Here is a 20,920-nt window from a genome sequence, read left to right as displayed (position 1 = left end):
ATCCTCGCGTGCGCTAAGAGTGCGATTTACCTCGGGAGAAGTCCGTTATCGAATCGTTATGAAGTGACGAGCCAGCCGAGCCACGCCGCCCCGATGCCAAGCGCAAAAGTGGCGCCAAGGTACGCCACCGCGCCCCAGCGTCGGGCCGTTCCCCACAGCGTGACGGCGTCGAGAGCGAGCGACGAGAACGTGCTCAAGCCGCCCGCGAGACCCGCCCCACCGACCACGAGCACCCACTCAGGCGCTCCCGTCGCCACCGCCCCCGCTGCCGCGCCAAGAACTGCGGAGCCCACCACATTGGCCGCCACAGTAGGCCAAGGAAAAGAACCCTCGCGCCGCGCAAGGCCAAGCGCGTAACGAGCGGCCGCGCCCACGCCACATGCGACGATCCCCGCAACGTAAACCCACGCGCTCATAGGGCTCCCTTGCGAACCTCGGCGACGTAGACGCCCGCCTTCGCCGCGAGCGTGCAAACGATGAGGCTCGCGGCGAGGATCGTGAATGACATGCCAGGCCCCACCGCGGTAGTCCACGCCATGGCGGCGATTGCGGAGAACGTGGTGAAGCCGCCGAGCAGCCCTGGCCCTAGCAGTGGCCACAGATGGGCGCGCGCTCCCCACAGCACGCCGACGATCCCGATGGTGAACGAGCCGACGAGGTTAATCGCGAGCAGCGTCCACGGGATGCCGTCGGCATCGGGGAAGACCTGCCCGAGCCCAATCCTCAGCGCGCCCCCCACGCAACCGCCGGCAAAGGCAAGCGCCACTCGGGTGGCTATTGCGCTAACCATGCATCCGCGCTGGCGAGCTCCTGCTTGAGGCCCTTGGTCACGGCGTCGACAACGACCTTTTCCACCATCGAGCCGAACAGCGGGATCGTGACCTTCACTTCTCCCGTGGCGAGGAACTCGGTGCCGCCCTCAACGGGAGACAGGCCCACCGCGCCGGCTGCGTGACCGGGAGCCCCCTGAATCTCCACGGCGAACGTGCCGACGCGATCGTCGCCGGACGGAGCCTCCCACACCTCGTTGTACCGAACGTGCAGGTCCTTGCCCACAAAGGAGCGGAACTCCGCAGGAATGGAGGTCGCGGGAACGATGCGGCGGATCGAGACGGTGAACGGCCCGTCGGAGGTGCCGTCGACCCACGCCTCGCCCTCACCGCCAGGCGTTGCGGCGGCGCGCCGCGTGGCGAACTCGGGATCGGCGAACATGGCGCAGACGCGGTCAACGTCTGCTTGAAAGACATGGCGATGGGTGAATTGCACGATTACCTCCCGCGCCAGATTACCCTTGCGGGCACCCTACGCTAGAGCCGTGGCCACCCTGCGAGAGACTGCTGAACGGTACGGCGCCCTCACCGACGAAGAGGCAGAGTGGCTCGCGTCCTTGGTTGCGGACTGGCAGATTGTCGCCGACCTCTCGTTCGCGGACCTCATTCTGTGGCGGTCCGTCGACGAGGGCTTCGTCGCTGTTGCCCAATGCCGTCCCTCAACGGGACCAACCGTCCACCTGGACGACGTCGTGGGAACCATGGCAGCGTCGGGCAGGATCGCGCACCTGCAGCGAGCGCTCGACGAAGGGGGGATCGTCGCGTCTCGAGAGCCGCGTTGGGACGAGACCTACGCGGTGCGCGAGGATGCGTTGCCCGTCGTGATGAATGGGCGGCCCATCGCGGTGCTGACCCGCGAGGTGTCGCAAGCGGTATCGCGGTCGTCGAGCAGGCTCGAACTTAACTACAAGGGTGCGGCCGACGACATCCTGAGCATGATCACGCGCGGGGAGTACCCCGTGCACACCTCCGTAACCGGCCCCCGCCGCGGCGCCCCACGTGTTGGCGACGGCGTGCTGCGGCTCGACGCCTCCGGTCACGTTGCGTACGCCTCGCCCAATGCGCTGTCGTGCTTTCACCGCTTGGGGGTGCTCGGTTCGCTCATGAACCGCTCGCTGCCGCAAGTGACGAGCGAACTCATCACGGACAAGGGGCTCGTCAACGAGACGCTCGCGCTTGTGGTGATGGGGCGCGCCGCGTGGCGCACCGACCTTGAGGTGAACGGCGCGTGCCTGTCGCTGCGCGCGCTGCCGATCCTTGATCGTGGTTCGCGCGTGGGCGCGCTACTGCTGTGCCGCGACGTCACTGAGCTGCGCCGCCGCGAGCGCGAGCTCATCACCAAGGACGCCACCATCCGCGAGATCCACCACCGCGTGAAGAACAATCTCCAGACGGTGGCAGCGCTGTTGCGGCTGCAGTCGCGGCGAGTTGAGGCGCCAGAGGCCAAGGAGGCGCTCGCCGAGGCGATGCGCAGGGTGTCGACGATCGCGCTCGTGCACGAGACCCTGTCAGGGACGCTCGATGAGCTGGTGAACTTTGACGATCTTGCCGCGCGCTCGATGCGCATGGCGGCCGAGGTCGCGTCACCTGGCGTGCAAGTGCAGCTGGTGCGCGAAGGCGACTTTGGTTACATCCACGCCCAGTACGCATCATCGCTTGCGCTCGTGATGACGGAGCTGGTGACGAACGCGGTGGAGCACGGCTTCGAGGGGCGCGAGCGAGGCATCATCACCGTGACCGCTCGCCGCGAAGGCGACGACGTGTTCGTCACGATCGCGGACGACGGCGTTGGACTTGATCACGAGCCTTCTGGGCTCGGCTCCTCAATCGTGCGCACGCTCGTCGAGAACGAGCTGGCGGGTCAGATCACGTGGAAGCGCACGGAGAATGGCTCAGCGGTGGAACTGTCCGCGCACGTCGGCGAGCGGCGCTAGGCGCGCCGTCGCGGAGGCGTTACTTAGCGGCGCGGCGAGCGCGAGCTGCGCGGCGCTTGAGCGAGCGGCGCTCGTCCTCGGAAAGGCCACCCCACACACCAGAGTCCTGGTTGTGCTCCATCGCCCACTGCAGGCACGTCTCGCGAACGTCGCACGAGTTGCAGACGGCCTTCGCACGTTCGATCTGCACGAGCGCAGGGCCGGTGTTGCCCACCGGGAAGAACAGCTCGGGGTCGTCAACGTCGAGGCAAGCAGCGCGGTCGCGCCAATCCATGGGGTCTCCTTAGGAGATTGAGCAAGGCGCGGCGCAGCCAGGGTCTTGTCGACTGGGGCTGCTCTCGCGCTCTCGCGATTGCACTTCGTCTAGGTTCTCACAGGTTACGAACGTGTGACAAGGGGTCTTTCTTGTGGGTTGTCTCACAAACGCATTCGGTATGTTTAACGCTGTGGACGCCGAAAATGCTCCCCGCTCAAAGTGGTGGACGTTCGCCTTCGTCGTCATCGTGGTTGAGGCGGCGCTGATTGGCGTCCTCGCGGTCGTGAACGTGATCTTTGTGCTCAATGACTTTGGCTCCGGTGTGTACTCGAGTTGGCTTTACACAGTGGCCGGCGGAATCGCAGCAGTTGGCCTCGGGTTGCTTGCGCGCGGGCTGTTGCAGGCCCGACGCTGGGCCATCTCTCCCGCTATCACCTGGCAGATTCTGCTTGGGCTTTCTGGCGCCTACTTGGTGAGTGTCGGCGACTACATGTACGGGCCGGCCGCGCTTGTCGCCGCGATTGTTGGCCTGGTGCCGCTCGTTCAGTTGGCAAAGGAGCGGGCGCTAGCTGGGTAGCACCTGCACCGCGCTTGGCACGCCGTCGACGATCACCACCGCGCGAAATGCAACGTGGGTGGGTTCGATGAGTCCGTGGGCATTAACACGCGTGACCTCGCGAAGCGAGCGAGCCGTTGGGCGCACACATACGACAACTCGAGGCGTCTGCGTCCCCGGCATCCCGAGTGTCATTCCCGTGTCCATGACGAGAGGAACGGCCCCCGTTGCCGCCTGAACGCGCAGGGCTATTGCCTCTCGCTCGTCGCCCGCGGGTCCCACCACGGCGGCCTGGCCCCGAGGAAGGCAGAGGGGCGCGCCGTCGTCTCCCCCAACACCGATCGCGCTCGCGGGCACCGTGGAAGGCGCCGTGGCTGGAAGCGGTGCGATCACGTCGGTGGGCGCCCACTCCGCCTCATACGCAACGTGCACCTCTGCCCACCCCTGCGCTGCGCTGCATCGCGCGCGCCCTTGCGTTGCCGGAAGTCCGCGTAGCGACACGGGAACGTCCCACAACGCGTCATCCGCGGCTGCCAACCCGGCGAGGACCATCGCGGCCCCAGCTCCTGACACGAGCCGGTGGTGCGCCCACGCTGGCGGAACCACGAGAGCCGCTGGTGCGCGCCGGAGGCATTCCGTGAGCAGTTCAGTGACCTCCGGATCCGCGGCGGAGGCCAGGGAGAGCGTGCGTTGCGCGTCGTCGAGTAGCAGCACGCAACCGGCAGTCTCTGCCGCGATAGCGAGCGTGCGCACCGCCCTGCGGGCGTCCGCCGGTACCCACACCGGTCGCAGCCCCTCACGCGTGGCGCGGGCGCCCACCGCCCTGAGCACGGACGATCTGCCAGAGCGCGGAGGGCCAGTGATCACGAGTGGCCCCGCCGCCGGATCCCACCGCCACGCCTCTCTCCGGCGCTCGGTGGGCAGGTCCGCGATCCCCAGCACGAAGCCCGAGGCATCGAGCGCAGGCGTCACGAGGGACGGCAGCGGGGGCAGCCACAGCGGTGTAGCGGTGCCGGTGTGTCGGCGCGTGGCCGCCTCCCCAAGCGGCGTGCCCGGCACGGGGGCAGCCTCAGCGAGCCGGATTGGGGGCGGGGGATCAGCCGTTGGGATAGCCACCTGTACCTCAAGCGTCTCTGTGCCGCGCAGCAGTACCGCGCGCCCCGGCGAGTCCACGGGGATGTGTGCGGCCGCGGCGGTGCCGATGAGGTCGCGAGACTCGGCCTCGGACGCCGTGCGCAGCGCAAGTGTGGTGGAGATATTGGCCCGCACATCTGCTCCCACCGCTCCCGAGGGGCGTTGCGTGGCGAGCACAAGGTGCACCCCCAGGGAGCGCCCTTGGGCTGCGAGTTGAGCCAGTTGGGGAATGAAGTCCCTGTCCGCGGAGGCGATCTCCTGGAATTCGTCGACGACCACCACGATGCGCGGGGGCGGCGCATCCCAGTCGGTGTAGGACGAGGCTCCTGCGCTCGCGGCCGCGCGCTTACGCTGCGCGAGTTCTGCCCCCAACGCGAGCAGGCACCGGCGCGCGAGGTGCGGCTCAAGGTCCGTGAGCACGGACGCCACGTGCGGCAGCGCCGCGCAGTCCCCAAGACCCGCCCCGCCCTTGAAATCGATGAGCGCGAACGTCACCTGCTGGGGAGAGTAGTCGTGCGCGACAGACGTGACGATGGTGCGCAGCGCCTCCGACTTGCCGGAGCCCGTGGTGCCGGCAACCAGCACGTGGGGGCCATCGGCGACAAGGTCTAGGTAGACGGGACCCGCCTCGCCAAGCCCGAGCCGCACTGCGAGCGAGTCCGCGGCGGGTGGGGGAAGTTCCGCCCACGTCACGGAGCGGGGAATTCCCATGCCCGACGCTGCGGCCGCTATGCGCCGAGCGCTCGCCTCCGCATGTGGCCGGCTCACGAGAGGCAGTGGCGCCACGGTGTGCTCGCCTTGCGCGCTCAGGACCACAGTGTTTGCCCTTGCGGCGATCGTCACCTCTGCCCACGATGGCGGCTCCTCGTTTGTCTCGAGCCAGACCACGTCTCGCGCGGCCGCGGGCAAGCGCTCCATCCAGGGTTCCCATTGGCGCGACTCGCGCGCGGGCCGCCCAGTGGTCAACGTGACGGCGCGAATGAGTCCGCGCGGGCCCGCGACACTCACACCCCCTGGTGGAAGCGGATCGAGGCCAAGGGTGCCCGTGACGTCGAGCAGGGGCGCGGGGGCAACGCGACGGTTGCGCCGCACCAACACGGCGATGGCACCTATGGCGGGAACCGCGAGCGCCACCACCGCGAACTGCCAGTGTCCCGTGATCAGTGCAAAGCCCGCGGCGGACAGCCCCGCCGTGGCCGCCGAGGCGAGCCCCCATGTGGCCGCGTGTGCGGGGGCCTGAGCGACCGCCTCCGGCGAACCCACGACGATCACCGAGTCGCCCACCTCGAGCGTGGCACCGGGGCCAAGCTTCTTGCGCCAGCGCACGCGCGCCCCGAAGGCTCGAGTGCCGTTGCGCGAGCCGCAGTCGCGAACCGTTCCGCGCGTAAGTCGCGCGTGCTCGGCGCTCGCGCGCACGTCGGTGAGTCGGAGTCCTGCCGCGTCCGCGCGCCCAATGACAAGGTCTTCCGTGAGCGTGGCAACGGCGCCGGCGTCCGGACCCGCGACAACGGCGAGGTGAATGCCCGGCCGGGGACGAGCGTCGGGCCCCGGTGTTTGGGTGAGGCGCGCGTGCTCGACGAGAGGCGAAAGCCCTGCAGGGTGGTCGGCGCCCAAACGCGTGGGCCCGCAGAACGGCCGCTCGGGCAGCGACGCTCCATGGCGACTCGCAAATTCCGTGATCGCGCTCGCGGGCACGCCGGCGCGCACCTCAAGCTCGATGTCACCTGCCGTAATCCGCATGCGCCAAGCATCGCCGCTTCACGCGGCGCTGCGAGGGCGCCTGTGGATAACTCAGTTGGACTTGGGCGAGATGGAGATCTGGCGGGCGATCGCCTCACGGCCGTCGCTGTCGGACACGGTGTATGTGGCTCTCGCCGAGTCAGGACCGGCAGCGGCCGCGAACTTCACCACGCCGTCGACCACGCTGAACGTGCCGGAGTCCGTCTCGAGCGTGGACTGCACTCCCGCGGTCTCCGGGTCCAGGTCAATCGTCGCCGCATCGAACGTGGCCGGGGCGTAGACCTTGTCGTTGGCCAGCACGTCGATGCTCGCGTTGCCGTCCGCGTCCGCGAAGGCGAAGTCGTTCTCCGCGATGGGCCCAAAGTCGCTGAACGGCACGCCTTGGCCAACGTGCAGCGACCAGTTGGAGACCAGGTCACACGACGGACCCGGGCACTTCTGCGTGAAGCCAACGCCATCCGTAGGCGCCGCAATGGAAGAGGCGGGCTGCATCACCCAGAAGTGCGAGCCGTCGCCGCCACCGTCGTAGAAATGCGTGAGCCAGTTGTCGTACACGAGCATCCTCGCGCCGGGGTCAACCCACCCGTATTCACCGATGTAGAACGGCTTGCCCGCATCTGTAGCGATGCCGGCGTGAGTGTCGATCCACCACGCACCCCAGTCCTCCCAGTCGCTCGTTGGCTCCGTGGGCTCCCAGTGGTACGGGTAGATGTGAATGCCGTGCCAGTCGATGTTCTCGAGCGCTAGCAGCGCCACGGGGTCAGCGCTCGCCGAGCAGTTCGTGAGCCAGTCCGCGCCCCCGGGCTCGGTGCACAGGAAGCCCTCGCCACCAAAGCCGATGAGATGGTTGGGGTCGACAGAGCGCACGTACTGCGACATCTCGTCTGCCCAGGTCACCATGATGTCGGAGCCACAGTTGGGGCTTGGCGGGTACGGGCCGGCGTCCGAGCATTGCAGCTCATTGCCCAGCTCCCACGCGAGGATCGTTGGATCGTCCTTGTACTTGATGCCCGTGATGGTGTTGGTGCGGTTGAGCAGGTGGTCGACCCACTCCTTGTACCAGCCCTTGATCTGTTCGTTGGTGAAGAAGTCGTCGTGGTATTGGCCGCCAGCCCAGCGCACGTACTGGTCGATGCCGCCAAAAGGCGTCCAGTTGTTGACAAGCGGAAGCACCAGCTTGATGTCGTACTCCTTGGCAGCCGCGATCACCTGGTCAAGGTGTTCCAGGCCGTTCTCGCCATCGTTGAACGCGGGCGCGTTCGCCTCGACGTCCCAATAGTGGAACCAAATGTTGCGGTTGTTAATCTCCACGGCCATGTCGCCGTCCTCGGTGCCCACGTCCCAGAACGCCCACGTGCGCATCACCGTGAGGTTCGACTCCTTCGCGGTCTTCATGTACACAGCGAGCGTGGCCGGCTGCTCGAACATGAGCGTGTACGCGTTCGCGCCGGCGTAGCGGAATGGCTTTCCGTCGAGTACAAGGTCGCTGCCGTCGCGCGTGACGAAACTCGCCGGTTCTGCGCTTGGGCTTGGGCTGGCACTGCCCGACGGCGTGAGCGAGGGGCCCTCGGACGGTTCCGGGGCGCCGTTGTCGCCGCTGGTGACGACCCCAACAACAAGGGCACCGATGGTGAGGAGGGCGCCGAGCGCGAGCAGAATGTTTCCCGCCCTGCGAACTCCAGCATGGTCTGCGTGCGTGTGGTCGTCGGCCATGATCTACCTCGCCTAACGCGGGCCCCGATGCCCGCCTGGCCGCCATTCTAGGGTGCGGCGCGAATCGTTATGGTGCCTGGTGTGGCAACCGTGACTACTCCGTAATCGGAGCGAGCGTGCCATCGTCGGTGACGAGGCCCGCGTACCACTCGTAGTCCCTGTCGATATAGGTGCGCGGCAGGCCTCCAAGTTGATACCCGGACTGGCGCACCGTCGACGACACGAGCACGGAGGGGTCCGCTTGCCACTCGAACCACGTGGTGTCGCGCGTGAGGACCACCGGCTGTTCGCCGAAGATCTGCGCCATCTGCGCGAGGGACTCCTTCGTTGGTGCCGACAGCGCGAGGACAACGGGCTCGTCGCACATCACGCGTAGCGAACCGAAGTGTGACGACGTGCCCGCGAGCACGATCGGGTGGCCAGGCGCGATCGCGCACAGCTCATTCATCTGGTCCAAAGAGCCGCCCATTTCGCGGATTACGAGGGGGGTTGGGCCGCGCACGCCGTACTCGAGGCTCGTGTCGATGATCACCCACGTGGACAGCGGCAATAACGCGGTGAGCCACACCGCCCACGCGGTCGCGAGCCGCCTGCGGCGCGGCTCCGCGAAGCGTTTGGCCAGCCAGATCGCCGCGAGCGTGGCCGCGAGCGCGAAGGCGGGAAGCGTCATGGGCTCGAAGCGGCGGATTGCCCACACCTGGTCCGGCACAATCTCTGGCGCCCAGAAGTACAGCAGCGAAGGGACAAGGGTGGCGCCAAGGAAGACCGCCCACTCGCCGCGACCCCTCGCAGCGCGGTAGGTGGCGATGCCGAAGCCAAGAATCGCGAGCAGCACGAGCGGCCAGGTGAGGTAGTAGCTCACCCACGCGACGGTGCTTTCCGCGTATGTGCGCGTTGGGTCAACCGGCAGACCTTGGGACTCTTGGAAGTACTGCACCACCGAGTTGGTGAAGATGTCGACGGGATCCGTGGTGCCGCGGTGCACGGTGGTCCACAGCGGCCTCGAAGCGAGCACCAAGAGCACCGTCATCACGAGTCCGCCGAGCACCTGCGCGCCGCGCACTCCCATCGACCGGAACGGCGCGGACAGCAGGCGATCCGCCCGCAACGGGCTCAGCCACGCAATGGCCCACACCAGCAGCACACCCGCGATCAGCAGGTACACCTTGATGAGGGACTCTGTTTGCGGGGCGAGACGCTCCCAGTACGCGGTGCTCCACCGCTCGAGCGACCAATACCCGGCCCACACGGCCGCCCCTTGGAAGGCGACCGAGAGCACAGCCGCACGAATGCGCCACGTCCGTGCAGCGTCGGACAGTGCCAAGGCAACCACGATGCCAAGGGCGGCGCCCGCAGCGAACAGGGCACCATCAATCCTGATGAGAGTGGTGGCGCCCGCAAGCAGGGAGCCCGCCACGACGAGTGCGGTGGAGCGCTCGCGCAGACCGCGCCACGCCCACAGAATCGCGGCGACCACGAGCAAAGCGGTGAGGGGTTCGGAATAGGCGGAGCGAGACAGGGCGATGTGCGCAACGGTGAGGCCGAACGCGCACATGGGAGCGAGCGCTACGCGCGGGCCGAGGAAGTGGCGGCCGAGCGCGTAGACCGCGAGCAGGCCAACCGTGCCGATGAGAATGTTGAAACCGAGCACTCCCCAGATGCCTGCAACCCAGCCGCCAACCGCGATCGTCGCGGGCAGCATCTTGGCGCCTTGGGGCTGGATCATGTCGCCGCTGAGGTTCCATGCCTGCGAGGCGTCGGCGAGCATGTTGGATTGCACGGCCGCGGCCTCGTCGGCTCCGAGCACGGGGATGTCCGTTGACGGGTGGTCGGAGAGCCACACCCCGGACAGTGTGAGGAAGCCAGGGTCGCGCACCACGATGAGGAACTCTGAGGTGAGGACCCAGTTGAGGGCGGCCCAACCCGCTGCGGCGATAAGCGCGAGCCGCGCACCGGAGACGTCTGTGGCGCTCACGCGCGGACGGAACGGGCGCCACGTTGCGGCCACGAGTAGCGCGGCGAGCGGGAGCACGGTCCACGGGCGGAACTGGCCGAGGGTCACGGTGAGGCCCGCAGCTAGCGACAGCGCCACGATGACCTGCACGATGCGCTCCGGCGCCGCGGCAACCCACAGGTGCGCGCGTGTGCGCGCACGTACCGCTACATCAGCCACGCTCGCAGAGCCTACCTGGGTGCGCACGGTGCGCGAGCGAGGGCTCGTGGGCGCGAATTGTGGGCGCGCGAGCCGTTCGCCTCGCAAAGTCGGTGGGCCCGGGTATCGTGGGCGCATGACCAGAATTGTCTTGGTCGAAGATGACCCGACCATTTCAGAACCCTTGACCCGCGCTTTGGGCAGGGAGGGCTACGACGTCGAGTGGCACGGCACCGGTTTAGGCGGTGTTGAGGCGGCCGATTCCGCAGACCTGCTGATTCTTGATTTGGGACTTCCGGACATCGACGGCGTAGATGTTGCCAGGCGCGTGCGGGACAAAGGCCTGCTCGTGCCCATCCTCATGCTGACCGCGCGCGCGGACGAGGTTGACCTGGTGGTTGGCCTCGACGCGGGAGCGGACGACTACGTGACGAAGCCGTTCCGGCTCGCGGAGCTGCTCGCTCGCGTGCGGGCGTTGCTGCGCCGCCGCACGGGCGCCGATGCGCAAGGCGATGTCGAAGTTGGCGCAGTGCGCGTCGACGTCTCGGGTCACCGGGCCTTCATTGACGGCAAGGAACTCCAGCTCAGCGGCAAGGAGTTCGACCTCTTGCACGCGCTGGTCGCGAACGCGGGCTCTGTTGTGTCGCGCGAGACCCTCATGCATGAGGTGTGGTCCGCGGAGCCGGGCGCGCCGTCCAAGACCCTTGACATGCACGTGTCCTGGCTGCGCCGCAAACTCGGCGACGACGCAACGCAGCCGCGCTACATCACCACCGTGCGCGGCATGGGGTTCCGCTTCGAGAACGACGACTGATCTTGCGCCGTCGCGTCCTCATCGCGACCATCTCGGCCGTCGGGGTGGCAGTGGTGTTGCTTGGCATTCCGCTCGCTATCGCTGCGGCCCAACTGGTGCGCGACGATGCCATGCGGGACCTCCAGGCGCGAGCAGCAACGGCTGGCAGGGCGCTCGAGGTGCGCTACAACGCGGGCGAGGCCATCACCACCCAGAATCTTGAGACCTACGTTGGCTACTCCGCCGACGCTCCGTACTTCATCGCCGTGACGATGCCCAACGGTGACGTGCTCACCGCGGGTGAGCAACCGTCGTCGTCCTACACGGCAAGCGACGTCACAGACTCGGGGATCGTCGTCATCATGTACGAATCGTGGTGGGACGTGTTCTGGGAGGCCGCGCGGGCCGTTGGCCTGGTGCTCGCTGTTGGCACCATCGCGGTGCTCGCGGGAGTCGCCATGGCCATCTGGCAGGCGAATCGCCTCACCGCGCCTTTGGTGTACCTCGCGGCAAGCGCGGAGCAGATCGGCTCCGGCCAGGTAAGGCCGCGCCTCGACCACACGGGAATCGAGGAGATCGACCAAGTGGCCGACGAGTTGGCGCGAAGTTCCGATCGCATGGCCGCGCGTCTAGCGGCGGAGCGCCAGTTCGCGTCCGACGCTTCCCACCAGTTGCGTACGCCGCTCACCGCGCTCTCGATGCGGCTTGAGGAGATCGCGGCTACCACCACACAGCCGGAGGTGCGCGAGGAGGCGGAGCGTTCGCTTGAGCAGGTGGAGCGGCTCGTTGGAGTGGTCGATGACCTGTTGGGCCGCACGCGAAAAGCGCTCGGCTCTGGCACGGAACTGGTGAGGCTCGAGGACGTGTTCGAGCAGCAGCGCGAAGAGTGGTCCGCGGTGTTCACCAAGGCGGGCCGCGAGGTGCGAATCGAGCCCACGGAGGCGATGGCCTTCGCCACGCCGGGCGGTCTCGCCCAAGTGCTTGCCACCCTCATCGAAAACTCGCTCAAGCACGGGGCGGGCACCACCACGGTGGCAGCTCGCGAGTCAAAGGGCAGCCAAGCGGTGGTGATCGAGGTGGGAGATTCCGGGCCCGGAGTTCCGGAGATCATCTCCGCGCGCATCTTTGAGCGCGAGGTGACCGGTGGCCGCGGAACGGGCCTTGGCCTCGCGCTCGCGCGTGACCTGGTCACCGCGGATGGCGGCAGGCTAGAGCTCGCGCAGCGCGTGCCCGCCGTGTTCGCCGTGTTCCTTCAGGGAGTCCCCACGATGGTGGATCTGGACACGGTTGTGCCTCACGGCAAGGCGGTCAAAGAGCGTCGTCGGCGTCGCTGACGCCGGCGCCAGACAGCAGCGCGGCGGGGGGCTGCTCGGCGAACACAAACAGCTTGTATCCCAGGTATCTCAGCACGGTGCCAATCCCAATGCCGATGATTGAGGCGATGTTGTCCGCCGCGAGGCTCGTGAAGTCAAGCACGTAGTGGCTGATCGCGACGGTGCCAACCTCGGCGACGATAGCCACGAGGTTCACCAGGCCAAAGATGATGAGTTCCCGCAGAGGCCGGTGGGTGCGCTTGCCCTTGAAGGTCCACGACCGGTGCGCGGCCCACGCGAACACGATCGAGACGAGAGTGGCGATGACCTTCGCCGTGATGACGCGGTCCTGCTCGCCAAGGAACGTGGAGTCCTCGCTCAGCGGCCCCAACCTCAAGAGGTTGAACACCCCAAGGTTGACGAACACGCCGGCGATGCCCACCACGCCAAAGCGGCCCAGTTCTCCTGCGTGAGAACGGATCCAGGCGAGCATCGGGCAAGCCTATCGCCGGTAGGTTGTACGCATGACCGCCCCCATTGTCGCCGTGATCGGCGGCGGCCAGCTCGCCCGCATGATGACCGGACCAGCCACGGAGTTGGGTGTCACGTTGCGGGTGCTCGTCGAGTCGCCAGACGCCGCAGCGGCGGCGAGCGCGCACCAGATCGTGGTTGGTATGCCGGGCGATGCCGACGCGGTTGCCGCCGTGCTCGATGGCGCGGACGTGGTCACGTGGGAGCACGAACACATCCCCGCGGCCGTTTTTGAGGCGGCGGCGCAGCGAGGAATTCCGGCGTTCCCCTCGGCCGAAGCGCTCGCCTTTGCGCAAGACAAGATCGTGATGCGCGAGCGCATGGACGCTCTTGGCGCCCCCAATCCGGCGTGGGCGCCCGTGCACACGCACGACGATCTCGACGCCTTCCTCGCGGCCCACGGCGGCGTTGCGGTGCTGAAGACGGCCCGCGGTGGCTACGACGGCAAGGGTGTGCGCGTGGTGCGTTCCGCCGTGGAAGCGGACGACTGGATCGCCGCGGCCGCCGAAGGCGGTCCGCGCCTACTCGTGGAGCAAAAAGTAGCCTTTACCAGGGAACTTTCTGCGCAAGTGGCGCGCACGCCGCAGGGCAATGTGGTCGCGTATCCCGTGGTGGAGTCCACGCAGCGTGACGGAATCTGCGCGGAGGTGATCGCTCCGGCTCCCGGGCTGGATCCGCTGCTTGCGGCCGCCGCGCAGGGCCTCGCCATCACGATCGCGATGGAACTCGACGTGGTGGGCATGCTCGCCGTTGAGCTGTTCGAGGTGGACGGTTCCGTAGTGGTCAACGAGCTCGCCATGCGGCCGCACAACTCCGGTCATTGGTCCATGGATGGCGCCGTCACCGGACAGTTCGAGCAGCACTTGCGCGCCGTGCTCGACCTCCCGCTTGGAGACGTGACACCCACCGCGCCGTGGACGGTCATGGCCAACGTACTCGGCGGCTCTCGCGAGCATCTTGCCTCGGCGCTTGGTGAGGTGCCCGACTCTGGGGCCAAGATTCACTTGTACGGCAAGGACGTGCGGCCAGGCAGGAAAGTGGGCCACGTGACGGTTGCGGGGGACGATCTTGAGCACACCCTCAGCCGCGCGCGGGAGGCTGCCGATATCGTGAGGGACGGCGCACCGCGACGCGCAACGGCAACCGGAGGTGAGGCATGACCGATGTTGGCATTGTCATGGGATCGGACTCCGACTGGCCCGTGATGGCCGCGGCGGCAGAGGCCCTCACCGAGTTTGGCGTGAGCTTTGAGAAGGACGTGGTCTCCGCGCACCGCATGCCGGAGGAAATGATCGCCTACGGGCGATCGGCCGCTCAGCGCGGGCTCAAGGTCATCATCGCTGGCGCGGGCGGGGCTGCACACCTGCCAGGAATGCTCGCGTCCGTAACGACACTTCCCGTCATCGGGGTTCCCGTGCCGCTCAAGCACCTCGACGGCATGGACTCACTGCTGTCCATCGTCCAGATGCCCGCGGGTGTTCCCGTGGCCACCGTGTCCATCGGCGGCGCGCGCAATGCCGGACTGCTCGCCGTGCGAATGTTGTCCATTGCGGACGTGGAACTCGCTCAGAAGATGGCGACGTTCCAGGAGCAGTTGCGCGACACCGCGCACGCCAAAGGTGAGGCACTGCGGTCTCAATAAGCGCCGCGGTCTCAGTAACCGCCAAGACCTACTTGCAGGCTGCGAGGATCTCGTCCTCGGTGAGGCGCTCTGGCGTCGGCGAGGCGGACGTGGACGTGCTCGGGTCTGGTGACGTCGAGGGGTCCGCGCTTTGCGTCTTTCCGCCATCCATCGGGATGTCGTTCTTGATGCGCTTGTAAACCGTCTTCGCCTCGTCCTTGGCGAGCACGTCGCCGGACTTGTCGCCCGCATACTGCCACGGCACGGTCATGAAGTTGATGTTGTTTTGGTCGATGTTGCGCAGCGAGTAGCCGAGGCCAAGCAGGTAGGTCAGCGATCCCAGTTCGGGGTCCATGGTCATGGACTCGCCTGCGGACTTCAGCAGCAGCGTGAGCTGCGGCGCGTCCGTGAGCACGTTCATGCCAAGCACCTTCTTGGCGAGGTTGGTCATGAGGTCTTGCTGACGCTCGATGCGCTGCAGGTCCGTGCCGTCGCCGATGTGGCGAACACGTGCGTAGGCGAGCGCCGTCTTGCCGTTGAGGACACGGGCCCCGGCCTTGACGTGGAGCTTGGAGCGGCGGTCGTCGATGTTCTCCGGGATGCACATGGGGACGCCGTCAACGGCGTTGATCATCTTCTCGAAGCCCGCGAAGTCCACCACCGCGTAGTGGTCGAACGTGATGCCCGTGAGGTCCTGCAGCGTCTTCATGGTGCACGCCGCGCCCTCGGCCTCGTTGCCGTTCTTGCCGCCGTTGGCGAAGGCGATGTTGAACTTGCCCGTCCAGCCCTTAACCGTGGAGCCGTCGAGCATCTTGCAGTCGCTCACGCGTACGCGCATGTCGCGGGGCACGGAGAGGAAGTCGATCCGCGAGCGGTCCGCGGAGATGTGCATGATCATCGTGGTGTCGGAGCGCATGCCCTCCGTGACCTTGCCGCCGATGTCGCCGTTGGCGCCAGAGCGGCTGTCCGAGCCCACGAGCAGGATGTTGACGTCGTTTCCTGCGGCGGAGTCGACGGGGGTTGCGTCTGCCGTGGCGGTAGGCGTGGCGCTGTCCGTCGTCACGGGCGCGCCAACCAGGCCGGAGATGTCTTGAGTGGTGAAGGAGTTGGAGAGGTTCTCCCAGTACATCGTGCCCATGACGATGCCAAAGCCGAGCGCGCCAGCGGTCACTGCAGCGAGCGCCCGCAACACGGAGTTGCCGGCTCCGGTGCTGCCGTGGCGCGCGCGCTGTGCAGCGCGGTCGTTCCTGGTCACGAGTCCTCCTTGGGCGCGCGGGGGCGCGCGGACGTGTCTATTGCTCCGTTGCCACAACGCTCACGGGCGTTGCTGGGTTCCCCACAAACTCAGGCTGTGCACTCGCTGAGGATCGATTCCGTCGCATCGGTGTCGGTTGGCACCGGCTCTGGAGACTTGTCGATGACCTCTTCCCATGCGTCACCGGCGTCGTCGTTGCCAACCTTCGTCAGCGGCTTGTCGGCCTTGAGTTCCTTCCACATGGTACCGGCGCTCTTGAGGATGATCACGTCCAGGTAGTCATCCGTGAGCTTCCACGGCACCGTGTAGAAGTTAATGCTCGAGGGCGCGATGTTACGCAGGCTGAAGGCAAGGCCAAGCAGGTACTTGGTGCTCGCCAGGTCGGGATCCATCGTCATCGCGGACGCCGCGGACTTGAGGAACAGCGTGAGTTCTCCGGCATCCGTGAGCAGGTTCTTCGACAGGATCACGCGAGCGGTCTGGCGCAACAACTGGTGCTGTCGGGCGATGCGCTGCAGGTCGGATCCGGAGACGTCGCCTACCTCTGCGGTGCGCATGCGGGCAATGCCGAGCGCCTCTTTGCCGTTGAGAACTTGCGGGCCCGCCTTGAGGTCCACCTTGGCCTTCTTCGAGACGATCCGCTCGGGGATGCACATCGGCACTCCGCCTATCGCGTCGATCATGTCCTCGAATCCGGAGAAGTCAACGACGGCCCAGTGGTCAATCGTGAGGCCGGACATCTTCTGCACGGTGTTGATGGTGCACGCGGCCGCCTCCGCGGCGTTGCCGTGGCGGCCGCCGTTCGAGAAGGAGATGTTGAAGTCGCCGCTGGTTGCGGGGATGGAGCTCCCGTCGAAGTACTTGCACTTGGGGATCTCCACCTGCGCATCGCGCGGGATCGACACCAGGTCTACGCGGGAGCGGTCCGCAGAAATGTGCATGATGATCGTCGTGTCGTTGCGCATGCCGTCCGCAACCTTGCCGCCGATCTTGCCGTTTTCGCCGTCGCGGGCATCGGAGCCCATGAGCAAGATGTTGAGGGACTCGCCGTCGTTGAGGTCCTCTGGGTCCGGCGACTCGGAGGTGGTCGGCTCCGGGGCGTCGCTGATGAGCTGCGAGTTGTCAATCGGTGTGAATGCGCCGTCAACCTGGCCAACCACGGTGTTGGCATACACGAGGCCAAACCCGGCAGCTCCCGCGATGGCGCATGCCGCCCACGTCCACAGCCTGCTTGGAGAACCGCGGTGCGCGTGCGACGGGGCAACGGAGGCCTCGGGCTGCTGCTCCACGGTCATGGGTACCGAGTGTAAGCATTCCCGCCGCGCCCAGGCGTCAGGCGTGCCGCGGCCCCGTTGCGGGCTACCCTCGACCCGTGAGTAATGCGCTGCCTGATCTGGATGCCGAGCGCGCTCCCGTCAGCGTGGTGATGCCGGTACTTAACGAGGAGCGCTACCTCGCTGGGGCCGTCGAAGCGGTGCTCGACAACGGCTACCCCGGGCCGCTCGAACTTGTCATTGGGCTCGGTCCCTCGACCGACGGCACGGACGCGATCGCCGAGCACTTGGCAGCCGACCCCCGCGTAGTCCTCGTGGCGAACCCAACTGGTGCCACACCGTCGGGCCTCAACCTGGCCATTGCCGCCTCACGTAACCCGGTGGTTATCCGCACCGACGGCCACGCTCGCCTTCCGCACGGATACCTTGCCCAGGCCGTGGCCGCGTTGGCACGCACGGGGGCAGGCAATGTTGGCGGGCGCATGGTTCCTACGTCCGACGGCGTGCTTGGCAAAGCGATTGCCGTCGCCATGTCCTCGCCGTGGGGAATTGGCGGGGCAGGGCACCGCGTTGGCGGCGCCGAGGGCAGCGCCGCGTCCGTGTACTTGGGCGCGTTCCGGCGCGAGGCGCTCGCGGCGGTTGGCGGCTATGACGAACACTTCCGCAGGGCGCAGGATTGGGAACTCAACTACCGGCTGCGGCACGCGGGTTTCGACGTGTGGTTTGTGCCGTCGATGCAGGTGCCGTACGAGCCGCGCCGAACATGGCGAGCGCTCGCGCGCCAGTTCCATGAATCGGGCCGTTGGCGCAGGGAAGTGGCGCGTGTCCATCCCGACTCAAAATCTTTGAGGTACCTCGCGGCACCGATTGCGGCGCTCGCGGTAGCTGGTGGACTGGTCCTTGGCGTGGTTGGTCTTGCCACCGGGCTGTCGCTGCTGGCGCTGGGCTTTGTGGCCCCCGTCGGCTATCTGGCAGGGGTTTTGCTTGCCTCCGCGACGCACGTTCGCGACCTTCCGTTGCGCAGTCTGCTCCTGCTTCCTGGTGTCCTCGCGACGATGCACATGGCGTGGGGTACGGGGTATCTGCGTGGCATTGGCTAGTCTCGACTTGACGCAACCGGATTACAACGGTGTAATTCCTCTAGGCGGGTTCGCCTGCCTGCGATCTAGGGAGGGCCTATGTGGAATATCTACGAAGGTTCAGTGCCCTCGGACGCGCGCACTCCCGCACCGACATTGGCGTCGGTGGTGGACATTTTCAGCGGAGTCGACGACGGTCCGCTGGCGTGGCAAGAGCGTGCACTGTGCGCTCAGACAGACCCTGAGGCGTTCTTCCCCGAAAAGGGAGGATCCACGCGTGAGGCCAAGAAGGTGTGCACCTCGTGTGACGTGCGCGCCGAGTGCCTCGACTACGCGCTCGCCAATGATGAGAGGTTCGGCATCTGGGGTGGCCTGTCCGAGCGTGAGCGCCGCAAGCTCAAGCGCCGCGCCGTTTAGTCCGCGAGGGACGCGCCAAGCCGGGCGCGTGAGCGTGCGATGACGACGGCACGCGTTTTTGTGCGCGCCATTGTGGTGACGGACGGCCGTTCCCGATTCCTTGGCGAGGTGCTTGCCTCGATCGCCGCGCAGGATTTCACTCCGGATTCCCTCCACATCGCGACCGTCGGCGACGTCGCTGTGACGACCCCAGCGGGACTCCAGGCGGAGGTCACGGCCCTTCCAGCGTCGGCCAGCTACGGCGACGCGATCCGCGACGTCCTCGCGAACTACCCGGCCACCGACGGCGAGTACGTGTGGCTGCTGCACGACGACAGCGCCCCCCTTCCCGATGTCCTCTCGCGACTTGCGGCCACCGCGCGCAAGCGCTCGCGAGCCGCGATCGTTGGCGCCGCGCAGGTGCGATGGCGCGATTCTGCTCGGCTCATCAGCCTTGGCTCCACGGTGTCGCGCTACGGCGCCAGGCGCGTAGACCTCGTGGACGATAACGACATCAACCAGGGGCAATACGACTGGCGAGACGACGTTCTCGCTGTTTCTGCCGCGGGAGCACTCGTGCGCCGTGACGCGTGGGAGCAGCTGGGGGGCTTCGATCCCAGCTACCGCGGGTTCGGCGAGAGCGCGGACTTCTGCAGGCGCGCGTGGCGAGCGGGCTACGACGTGGTGGTGGTTCCTGGAGCGTTGGTGCGGCACGCCCAATTGAGCCTATCCGGGCGTCGCGATCCGGCCACGCGGTCGCGTGGCTCACGCGCCTCGTACGCAGCTCGCCGCACGAGCGAGTGGTACCACGCGCTGGTGTGGGCGCCGCTGCTCGCCGTCCCCGTGCTGCTCGTGTGGGCCTTCCTCTCCGGGGTAGCGCGCGCCTTGCTGCGCGTGTCGCAGAACGAGGCGCGCACGGCCTGGGTGGATCTCGGCGTGCCATGGCGAGTGCTCGGCCGATCGGGCGGCCTGCCGCGATCCCGGCATCGCGCGCGCAAACGGGCAACCGTGCGGGCCAGCGCGGTGAGCGGTCTGCTCGCCACCCCCAGCGAAGTGGTGCACTACGTGCGCACTCGGTATTTGCGCGCATACGACAAGTGGCGCACCGCGGTCACGCCAACGGGCATGATTCGCGACGAGCTGGCCGCAACGGCAACACGGCGGCGCTGGATGCTCGCCCTGGTTGTCATCGTGAGCACGGGCATTGCCATGGCGGTCTTCGGGGCCTGGGTGCCCGCACTCATCGGCGGTCAGATGCTCTCCGGTTCACTGCTTGGCGTCACGGACGTCAATTGGCACACCCTGTGGCAGCGCTCATGGACGGGATGGTCTGACGCGGGTTACGGGGCGCCATCGCTCGACGGCGCATTCTCTGTGGCCATGGTTCCGTTCGCAGCCCTTCCTGGGGGAATGCGCCTGTGGCTGGGGCTTGTGCTCACGTTTGGCGTGGTGCTCGCGGCGGTGAGCGCGTGGTTCGCGGTGGGAGCAGCAACGCGCGCGGTGTCCGTGCGCGCCGTCGCCGCCCTTGCCTACGCGGCCTGGCCGCCGTTCCTCGTGTCGGTATCCCAAGGGCGCATCGGCGCCGTGCTCGCGCACCTTGCGGTGCCACTCGTGGCGCTTGGGGTGGTGAGATCCCTGGGGTGGTATCGCGGCGAAGCGCTCGCGAAGGGTGACGAGTTCACGGCCCGACGGGTCGCGTCACCTTCCGCGGCCGCGTTCGCCGCCCTCGTGTTGGCTTTCGTGGTCGCGGTGGCGCCTGTGGTGCTCGTTCCCGCCGTGCTCGCCTTGGTGCTGGTAGCTGCGTTCGCAGGCAAGCGGTGGTTCCGGGTGCTGCTCATCGCGGTGCCGGCTCTCGCGGTGTCCGGACCGGCGCTCGTTGCCGCATGGGGCACGCGGTCCGTGGGTGGCGCGTGGGAGATTCTCGCCAGAGAGCCGGGACCCTCCGGTGCGAGCGAGGTGGCGGAGCCTTGGCGCACCGTGCTGACCCTCGACACATCCCCTGGTGGTTCGCAGTGGTACGCGGCCCCGGGCGTGGTGGCCGCGATCGCGATCACCGTGAGCGTTGCCGTGCTCATTGCCCTGCTGAGTGGGCGCGCCACGCGCGCCGTGAGCCTCGGCCTCATCGTGTCTGCGCTTGGGCTCGCGGCCACCTTCGCCGCGCAGCGCGCAGTAGTGCAGTGGCCTGATGGCGCGGGGGCCGCCGCCGCCAACGGATGGAGCGGCCCGGGGCTGTCTTTCGCGCTCGTGGGAGCTCTTGGCGGCGCCGCTGCTGCATCGCATGGCGTGTGGCACTCGGGCGGGTGGCAGCGGGCGCGCCGGGCGGCCGCGGTAGCGGCCGTGGGC

At 67.4% G+C, this 20,920-nt stretch carries 19 protein-coding genes; 9 read left to right on the top strand and 10 right to left on the bottom strand.

Annotated elements, in window-relative coordinates; all coding sequences use genetic code 11:
* Positions 1 to 56 precede the first annotated feature (56 nt).
* Genes QM618_RS09615 through QM618_RS09605 form a run of 3 tightly spaced genes read right to left on the bottom strand, consistent with a single transcriptional unit; the run spans position 57 to position 1,266 of the window.
* Entirely contained in the window at positions 57 to 416 is a 360-nt protein-coding gene (locus QM618_RS09615) for a fluoride efflux transporter FluC (RefSeq protein ID WP_428097793.1), read from the bottom strand.
* Positions 413 to 790, bottom strand: a complete 378-nt coding sequence (locus tag QM618_RS09610) for a CrcB family protein (protein WP_428097790.1) — start codon at positions 788 to 790, stop codon at positions 413 to 415. The genes QM618_RS09615 and QM618_RS09610 overlap by 4 nt, the downstream gene beginning before the upstream one ends.
* Positions 775 to 1,266 carry a DUF2505 domain-containing protein gene (locus QM618_RS09605; RefSeq protein WP_428097786.1) on the bottom strand — a complete coding sequence of 164 codons (492 nt, stop codon included), beginning with the start codon at positions 1,264 to 1,266 and terminating at the stop codon, positions 775 to 777. Before QM618_RS09605 ends, QM618_RS09610 begins: the two co-directional genes overlap by 16 nt.
* 49 nt (positions 1,267 to 1,315) lie before the next feature.
* Between QM618_RS09605 and QM618_RS09600 the strand changes: the two genes are divergently transcribed.
* Positions 1,316 to 2,764, top strand: coding sequence for a sensor histidine kinase (locus QM618_RS09600; protein WP_428097783.1), 1,449 nt, complete (start codon positions 1,316 to 1,318; stop codon positions 2,762 to 2,764).
* A gap of 19 nt (positions 2,765 to 2,783) precedes the next feature.
* On the opposite strand, the gene QM618_RS09595 is transcribed toward QM618_RS09600, so the two are convergent.
* On the bottom strand, positions 2,784 to 3,038 hold the full coding sequence (locus tag QM618_RS09595) for a WhiB family transcriptional regulator (RefSeq protein ID WP_428097779.1): 255 nt from the start codon (positions 3,036 to 3,038) through the stop codon (positions 2,784 to 2,786).
* Positions 3,039 to 3,210: 172 nt separating this feature from the next.
* Here QM618_RS09595 and QM618_RS09590 point away from each other — a divergent pair, with 172 nt between their 5' ends.
* Positions 3,211 to 3,597, top strand: coding sequence for a hypothetical protein (locus QM618_RS09590; RefSeq protein ID WP_428097776.1), 387 nt, complete (start codon positions 3,211 to 3,213; stop codon positions 3,595 to 3,597).
* On the opposite strand, the gene QM618_RS09585 is transcribed toward QM618_RS09590, so the two are convergent.
* The 3 genes from QM618_RS09585 to QM618_RS09575 all read right to left on the bottom strand — a co-directional run bounded on the left by QM618_RS09585 (position 3,586) and on the right by QM618_RS09575 (position 10,336).
* Positions 3,586 to 6,450, bottom strand: a complete 2,865-nt coding sequence (locus QM618_RS09585) for an FtsK/SpoIIIE domain-containing protein (RefSeq protein ID WP_428097773.1) — start codon at positions 6,448 to 6,450, stop codon at positions 3,586 to 3,588. The two genes, QM618_RS09590 and QM618_RS09585, sit on opposite strands and share 12 nt — an antisense overlap.
* 51 nt (positions 6,451 to 6,501) lie before the next feature.
* A complete protein-coding gene (locus QM618_RS09580) occupies positions 6,502 to 8,163 on the bottom strand; it encodes a glycoside hydrolase 5 family protein (RefSeq protein ID WP_428097770.1) in 1,662 nt (553 codons plus the stop codon).
* Positions 8,164 to 8,257: 94 nt separating this feature from the next.
* Positions 8,258 to 10,336 (bottom strand): hypothetical protein, encoded by a 2,079-nt coding sequence (locus QM618_RS09575; protein WP_428097767.1) that lies wholly within the window; start codon positions 10,334 to 10,336, stop codon positions 8,258 to 8,260.
* Between the two features lie 115 nt (positions 10,337 to 10,451).
* Here QM618_RS09575 and QM618_RS09570 point away from each other — a divergent pair, with 115 nt between their 5' ends.
* Positions 10,452 to 11,129, top strand: a complete 678-nt coding sequence (locus tag QM618_RS09570; protein ID WP_428097763.1) for a response regulator transcription factor — start codon at positions 10,452 to 10,454, stop codon at positions 11,127 to 11,129.
* 2 nt (positions 11,130 to 11,131) lie between these two features.
* Positions 11,132 to 12,442, top strand: a complete 1,311-nt coding sequence (locus QM618_RS09565; RefSeq protein WP_428097760.1) for an ATP-binding protein — start codon at positions 11,132 to 11,134, stop codon at positions 12,440 to 12,442.
* Here the strand turns inward: QM618_RS09565 and QM618_RS09560 are convergent.
* On the bottom strand, positions 12,417 to 12,914 hold the full coding sequence (locus tag QM618_RS09560) for a GtrA family protein (RefSeq protein WP_428097756.1): 498 nt from the start codon (positions 12,912 to 12,914) through the stop codon (positions 12,417 to 12,419). The two genes, QM618_RS09565 and QM618_RS09560, sit on opposite strands and share 26 nt — an antisense overlap.
* A gap of 31 nt (positions 12,915 to 12,945) precedes the next feature.
* Between QM618_RS09560 and QM618_RS09555 the strand changes: the two genes are divergently transcribed.
* Together QM618_RS09555 and purE are read left to right on the top strand one after the other, a co-directional pair.
* On the top strand, positions 12,946 to 14,112 hold the full coding sequence (locus tag QM618_RS09555) for a 5-(carboxyamino)imidazole ribonucleotide synthase (protein ID WP_428097752.1): 1,167 nt from the start codon (positions 12,946 to 12,948) through the stop codon (positions 14,110 to 14,112).
* Positions 14,109 to 14,594 (top strand): 5-(carboxyamino)imidazole ribonucleotide mutase, encoded by a 486-nt coding sequence (gene purE / locus QM618_RS09550; protein WP_428097749.1) that lies wholly within the window; start codon positions 14,109 to 14,111, stop codon positions 14,592 to 14,594. The genes QM618_RS09555 and purE overlap by 4 nt, the downstream gene beginning before the upstream one ends.
* Positions 14,595 to 14,622: 28 nt before the next feature.
* Here the strand turns inward: purE and QM618_RS09545 are convergent, their stop codons facing one another.
* Entirely contained in the window at positions 14,623 to 15,828 is a 1,206-nt protein-coding gene (locus tag QM618_RS09545) for an LCP family protein (protein ID WP_428097746.1), read from the bottom strand.
* 89 nt (positions 15,829 to 15,917) lie between these two features.
* Complete coding sequence (locus QM618_RS09540; RefSeq protein ID WP_428097742.1) at positions 15,918 to 17,123, bottom strand: LCP family protein; 1,206 nt, start codon at positions 17,121 to 17,123, stop codon at positions 15,918 to 15,920.
* A 77-nt stretch (positions 17,124 to 17,200) separates the two neighbouring features.
* Between QM618_RS09540 and QM618_RS09535 the strand changes: the two genes are divergently transcribed.
* The 3 genes from QM618_RS09535 to QM618_RS09525 all read left to right on the top strand — a co-directional run.
* Positions 17,201 to 18,202: a glycosyltransferase family 2 protein gene (locus QM618_RS09535; protein WP_428097739.1), complete on the top strand. Its 1,002-nt coding sequence runs from the start codon at positions 17,201 to 17,203 to the stop codon at positions 18,200 to 18,202.
* Between the two features lie 78 nt (positions 18,203 to 18,280).
* On the top strand, positions 18,281 to 18,598 hold the full coding sequence (locus tag QM618_RS09530) for a WhiB family transcriptional regulator (protein ID WP_428097737.1): 318 nt from the start codon (positions 18,281 to 18,283) through the stop codon (positions 18,596 to 18,598).
* 39 nt (positions 18,599 to 18,637) lie between these two features.
* Positions 18,638 to 20,920, top strand: a 2,283-nt coding sequence (locus tag QM618_RS09525) for a glycosyltransferase family 2 protein (protein WP_428097733.1), incomplete at its 3' end; no start/stop codon positions are given.

The sequence above is a fragment of the Demequina sp. genome (assembly GCF_049841215.1).
In the GTDB taxonomy this organism is placed as follows: Bacteria; Actinomycetota; Actinomycetes; order Actinomycetales; family Demequinaceae; genus Demequina.
This window is presented reverse-complemented; position numbering and strand designations above follow the sequence as displayed.

Coding starts and splice junctions, on each gene's coding strand:
- QM618_RS09615 (WP_428097793.1), bottom strand. CDS start 416: ATGAGCGCGTGGGTTTACGTTGCGGGGATCGTCGCATGTGGCGTGGGC.
- QM618_RS09610 (WP_428097790.1), bottom strand. CDS start 790: ATGGTTAGCGCAATAGCCACCCGAGTGGCGCTTGCCTTTGCCGGCGGT.
- QM618_RS09595 (WP_428097779.1), bottom strand. CDS start 3,038: ATGGATTGGCGCGACCGCGCTGCTTGCCTCGACGTTGACGACCCCGAG.
- QM618_RS09585 (WP_428097773.1), bottom strand. CDS start 6,450: ATGCGGATTACGGCAGGTGACATCGAGCTTGAGGTGCGCGCCGGCGTG.
- QM618_RS09580 (WP_428097770.1), bottom strand. CDS start 8,163: ATGGCCGACGACCACACGCACGCAGACCATGCTGGAGTTCGCAGGGCG.
- QM618_RS09570 (WP_428097763.1), top strand. CDS start 10,452: ATGACCAGAATTGTCTTGGTCGAAGATGACCCGACCATTTCAGAACCC.
- QM618_RS09560 (WP_428097756.1), bottom strand. CDS start 12,914: ATGCTCGCCTGGATCCGTTCTCACGCAGGAGAACTGGGCCGCTTTGGC.
- QM618_RS09555 (WP_428097752.1), top strand. CDS start 12,946: ATGACCGCCCCCATTGTCGCCGTGATCGGCGGCGGCCAGCTCGCCCGC.
- purE (WP_428097749.1), top strand. CDS start 14,109: ATGACCGATGTTGGCATTGTCATGGGATCGGACTCCGACTGGCCCGTG.
- QM618_RS09540 (WP_428097742.1), bottom strand. CDS start 17,123: ATGACCGTGGAGCAGCAGCCCGAGGCCTCCGTTGCCCCGTCGCACGCG.
- QM618_RS09530 (WP_428097737.1), top strand. CDS start 18,281: ATGTGGAATATCTACGAAGGTTCAGTGCCCTCGGACGCGCGCACTCCC.